Source organism: Streptomyces sp. NPDC004788 (assembly GCF_053601115.1).
In genome coordinates, this window is sequence record NZ_JBSGBF010000192.1 from 1 (window position 1) to 4,397 (window position 4,397).

Below are 4,397 nucleotides of genomic sequence, written 5' to 3' on the forward strand. Positions count from 1 at the left end.
CATCGTTGTGGGGGGCGCGGCGCGGGCGCGGCCCGCGGTGCGCGCCTCGATTCGGCGGCGGGGCCCGGCCCGCGTGGTACGCGGGCAGGGCCCCGGGGGTCACTCGGAATCAGTGGTCAGCCGGCCGTCCGTCACCCGGCCGCGTTCCTGCGCCTCCGCATCCACCACACCAGGCCCGCGCCGACGGCGATCACCGCGGCGGCCACGCCCGCGATGGCGCCGACGGGCGTGTCGGAACCGGTGTGGGCGAGGTCGCCGCCCGGGTGGTCCGGGGTCTCGCCGGGCGCCGGGGTCTGGCTGTGCGAGGGCTGGGCCGTCGGGGTGCCCGGGTGGGTGGGCTGCCCGGTCGGCTTCGGCTCGGTCGGCTTCGGCGACGGCGACGGGGTGCCGCCGCTGGTGTCGCCGGAGGAGTCACCGCCGAGGTAGAGGGTGTCGGTGTCGCGGTACGAGGTGTCGTCCGACTGCATCGACGTCCGGGTGGTGGTGTCGAGGGTGCGGTTCTCGGTGTCGAAGCGGGCCTTGCTGATGTTCTTCTTGGGCTGCCGGGAGAAGTCGACGCCGCCGACGATGTAGACCGTGACGCCGTGATCGGTGTCGATCTGGTAGGTGAACTCGCCCTCGGTGAAGATCTTCCGGTAGCGCTTGAAGAGCTCGTTCTTGTCCCAGTTCTGGTTGGGCGCGCGCAGCGGCCAGCGCTTGACGTCGTTGCTGTTGATGATCGGCCGGAAGTCGGACTCCTTCTTGGCGTCCTGCTGGCGGATCCACTCGGCGGCGACGCGGGAGGTGTAGACGCGGCGCAGGTCGGCGTATTGCGGCGCGGTGTTGATGATCTTCTCGACCTCGGGGACGATCGTCGCGTCGATGACCTTCTGCGCGGCCTTGATCTGCGCCGGGTCGGGGTCGCAGATCGGCTCGCCCGGCCCGTGGGTGACGGTCTTCTGCGCGACGGACTTCAGCGCCAGCGGCGCGTCGAGGATGTAGATGCCGCCGTCCTGCTCGCGCACGACGGCCGGCTTCGGCTCGATCCAGTTCCGCAGGCCGGGCATGCACGGGTTGCCGTTGGCCTTGGGCAGGGCCGCCCAGTAGCGCTTGCCGAGCTCGGTCTTGGGGTCCATGGCCGCGTAGAAGTCGTGCTTCATCTGGAGGTCGGCCTCCAGCAGCACGCGGCCGGCGTCGGTGGAGGCGAACTTGGAGTCCATGACGCGGTCGGGCTCGTCCGGGTTCAGGTTGACCCAGAACTTGTCCGGGGTCAGCGCCAGCCAGGTGAACAGCGAGTCGGACGCGAGCTGCATCTTCGCCTGGCCGCCGTAGCCCGGATTCTCGTCCGGGTCGGGCATCATGTCGGCCTTCATCGAGTACTGCATGCCCTTGCCCTTGGCGAGGCCGCCGACGTAACGCAGTTCGAGGGTGGTGAAGTCCACGCCGCCCGGGCCGCCGCGCGGCAGGGTGCCGCGGGTGTCGAGGCGGCGGGCCTCGGCCTGGATCTGCCGGGCCTCGTTCAGGGTGCGGCCGGAGCCGTTGACCCGGTCGTTGAGCGGGCCGCGGGTGCCGCAGTTGCCGGCGGCGGCGAGCTGGGGCTGTCCGGCCGGGCCGCCCTGGCAGCCGGGCGCGAACCAGGTGTCGTAACGCGAGTAGCCGCGGATGGGCTTGGTCTGCGGGATGGCGTTGTACTGCCGCTGGAAGCCGCGGACCTGGTTGGTCTTGCCGGGCCGCATCTGCTCGACGTCACGGTTGAAGTCGTCGATCAGCTTGCGCTGCCGGGCATCGAAGTTCTTGGCGCCGGTGTAGCGGAAGGTGTGGTCGGGCATCGACTTCGCGATGACCCGGTCGTTGGCCAGCTGCTTCTTGGTCAGCGTGCTGTTGGACTTGAACTCGTTGAACTCCTTGGTGTTCTTGTTGTACGCGTCGTACTTGCGCGTCGCTACCTTGTTGCCGTTCTCGTCGAAGATGTCGACGTAGACCTCGCACAGCCAGTCGGGACCGATCAGCTGGAAGTCCCGGACCAGGCGCGCCTCGAAGCCGGCGCCCTTGTTGAGGTTGATCTCGTTGCGGATGTACGTCTTGTCGAACCAGCGCTCGAAGCTCTGCGAGCGCTGCTTCTCCAGATAGCGGGCGTAGATCTCCATCGCCTTGTCGGCGGGGTCACCGCTCGTCGCGGCCTGCTTCTTCCACGCCTCGACGTTCTTCCTCGGATCCGGGTCCTTGGAGAGCGCCTTCGCCTTCTCGGCCGCCGTGGGCGCCTTCAGTCCGTCGAACGCCTTGCCCGGCAGCGGGTAGTTGAAGTTCTTCGGGTCGCCGTTCCACTTGTCGAAGTTGGTGCCGGCGGTCGTGGGGAAGCCGGAGTTCGACGGGGTGCTGCCGTAGGTCTTGTTCAGGTGCTTGGTGTCGCACCGCTGACCGGTCCCGGGCCGCAGCTTGGCCGAGGTGGGGACGGCGGCGGAGTCCTCGACCGGGACGCCGGGCAGTCCGGTGAGGGTGACGGCCCCGGCCAGACCGAGGGCGGCCGCGAAGCGCGCGACCAGCCGCCACCGCCCGGGTATGCGTATCTCCCTGTTCATCGCCCTGTTCAAATGTCGTGCCTTCCCTCGCTGTGGGGGCATTGAGGGGCTGAGGGGGCGGCGCGTGTGGCCCCCGTGACGTGGGCGCCGCCCCGGTTCACCCTAGACCGGCACACCGTCAGACATGGCAGGTCCATGTCCGTATCGGCGTGTCAATTCAGCGAAGATGCAGGCGAGTTGTGTCACACATCCGGAAGGAACAGCTCCTCCATGCGGAGGGTGTACGCCTCGTTGTGCCGGACCCGGAAGGCGCTCACCCGGGGCCGCGGCCGGGTCCACGGATCGGCGTCGCCCAGCGCCAGCGAGACGAGGTCGGCCCACTCCACCTGCTCCGGCTCGTCGTCCAGGTCGAGATCGGCCTCCGCCAGCATCGCGTCCGTGATCCCCAGAGCGGCGGCCACCTCGTACGGATCCCCGGCCAGCTCCCACGGCTCCGTGCCGGGCCAGCCGGAGGCGTGGAACATCGTGCCGTCCGGCAGCCACACGAGGTCCTCGGTGTGGGAGTCGCCGCGGTCGAACGACACCCGGCCGAAGATCCGCGCGTCCGGGAACCGCTCGCGCAGCCGCGCGGCCTCGTGCCACAGCGGCTCGTCGTTGCCGTCGTCGGCGAGCGAGAGGTCGCTGATGCCGAGCACGTTCCCCCACGCCCCGGCCAGGACCACCTCCAGGTCCCTCCGCTCGGCCGGAAAGTGCGGCGTCTCTATCGCGGCCCGCTCCCCCAGCTCCGCGAGGACCGCCTCCACGGAACCGAAGGAGAGCACGAACTCCCGTGCGCGCGCGGGGTCGTTCGGCGCCAGGTCGCCGGCCTGCCGGGCGAACGGGGGCTGCAGGACCGTGAGGTCGCAGCGGCCGAGCGCTCCGTGCACCGGGCGGTCGGCCGGCGAGGTCCAGTAGTCGGTGAAGTCACTCATGGCGCACACCGTACGGGTGTCCGGACGCCCGGCACCGGACCCGGTGGCCCTGAACCTAGAATCGGGCCATGGATCTTGGGCTGAAGGACCGTGTGTACGTGGTGACCGGCGCGACCCGAGGGCTCGGCCGGGCCTCGGCGGAGGCGCTGCTCGCGGAGGGCGCGAAGGTGCTGATCACCGGGCGCGAGGAGAAGACGGTGGCCGAGGCGGCCGCCGCGCTCGGCCCGGACGCGGCGGGCGTCGCCGCGGACAACGCCGACCCGGAGACCCCGGCCCGGCTGATCGCGGAGGCGCGGGCCCGGTTCGGCCGGTTCGACGGCGTCCTCATCAGCGTGGGCGGCCCGGCGCCGGGCTTCGCCGCCGACAACACCGACGAGCAGTGGTCGGCCGCGTTCGACACCGTCTTCCTGGGTGCGGTGCGGCTCGCCCGCGCGGCGGCGGAGACGCTGCCCGAGGGCGGCGTCATCGGCTTCGTCCTGTCCGCCTCGGTGCACGAGCCCATCGCGGGCCTCGCCATCTCCAACGGCCTGCGCCCGGGCCTGGCGGGCTTCGCGAAATCCCTCGCCAACGACCTGGGGCCGCGCGGCATCCGCGTGGTCGGCCTGCTGCCCAGCCGCATCGACACCGACCGGGTCCGCTCGCTCGACGCGATGTCCGGAGACGCGGACGCGGCCCGCGCGGCGAGCGAGGCGACGATCCCCCTGCGCCGCTACGGCACGCCGGAGGAGTTCGGCCGCACGGCCGCGTTCCTGCTCTCCCCCGCCGCGTCGTACCTCACGGGAGTGATGCTGCCGGTGGACGGCGGAGCGCGCAGCGGCTTCTGACGGTTCGAGGGGCGGGTGCGGCAGGTGCGGCCTGCGCGGCGGACGGCGGCGCGGCCCTCACGCGCCGGGGCGCGGGGGCTCGGGGCCGCCAAGCCCCCGGCGCC

At 71.4% G+C, this 4,397-nt stretch carries 3 protein-coding genes; 1 reads left to right on the top strand and 2 read right to left on the bottom strand.

Annotated elements, in window-relative coordinates:
• Positions 1 to 131: 131 nt before the first annotated feature.
• On the bottom strand, positions 132 to 2,558 hold the full coding sequence (locus ACWEJX_RS37500) for an LAETG motif-containing sortase-dependent surface protein (protein ID WP_451611882.1): 2,427 nt from the start codon (positions 2,556 to 2,558) through the stop codon (positions 132 to 134).
• A gap of 182 nt (positions 2,559 to 2,740) precedes the next feature.
• Positions 2,741 to 3,469, bottom strand: a complete 729-nt coding sequence (locus ACWEJX_RS37505; protein ID WP_451611883.1) for a DUF6333 family protein — start codon at positions 3,467 to 3,469, stop codon at positions 2,741 to 2,743.
• Positions 3,470 to 3,537: 68 nt separating this feature from the next.
• Here ACWEJX_RS37505 and ACWEJX_RS37510 point away from each other — a divergent pair, with 68 nt between their 5' ends.
• Positions 3,538 to 4,293: an SDR family oxidoreductase gene (locus ACWEJX_RS37510; RefSeq protein WP_451611884.1), complete on the top strand. Its 756-nt coding sequence runs from the start codon at positions 3,538 to 3,540 to the stop codon at positions 4,291 to 4,293.
• The last annotated feature ends 104 nt before the right edge of the window (positions 4,294 to 4,397 follow it).

What these genes read in the sequence shown, in the direction of transcription:
- ACWEJX_RS37510 (WP_451611884.1), top strand. Translation starts at nt 3,538, where the DNA reads ATGGATCTTGGGCTGAAGGACCGTGTGTACGTGGTGACCGGCGCGACC.
- ACWEJX_RS37500 (WP_451611882.1), bottom strand. Translation starts at nt 2,558, where the DNA reads ATGAACAGGGAGATACGCATACCCGGGCGGTGGCGGCTGGTCGCGCGC.
- ACWEJX_RS37505 (WP_451611883.1), bottom strand. Translation starts at nt 3,469, where the DNA reads ATGAGTGACTTCACCGACTACTGGACCTCGCCGGCCGACCGCCCGGTG.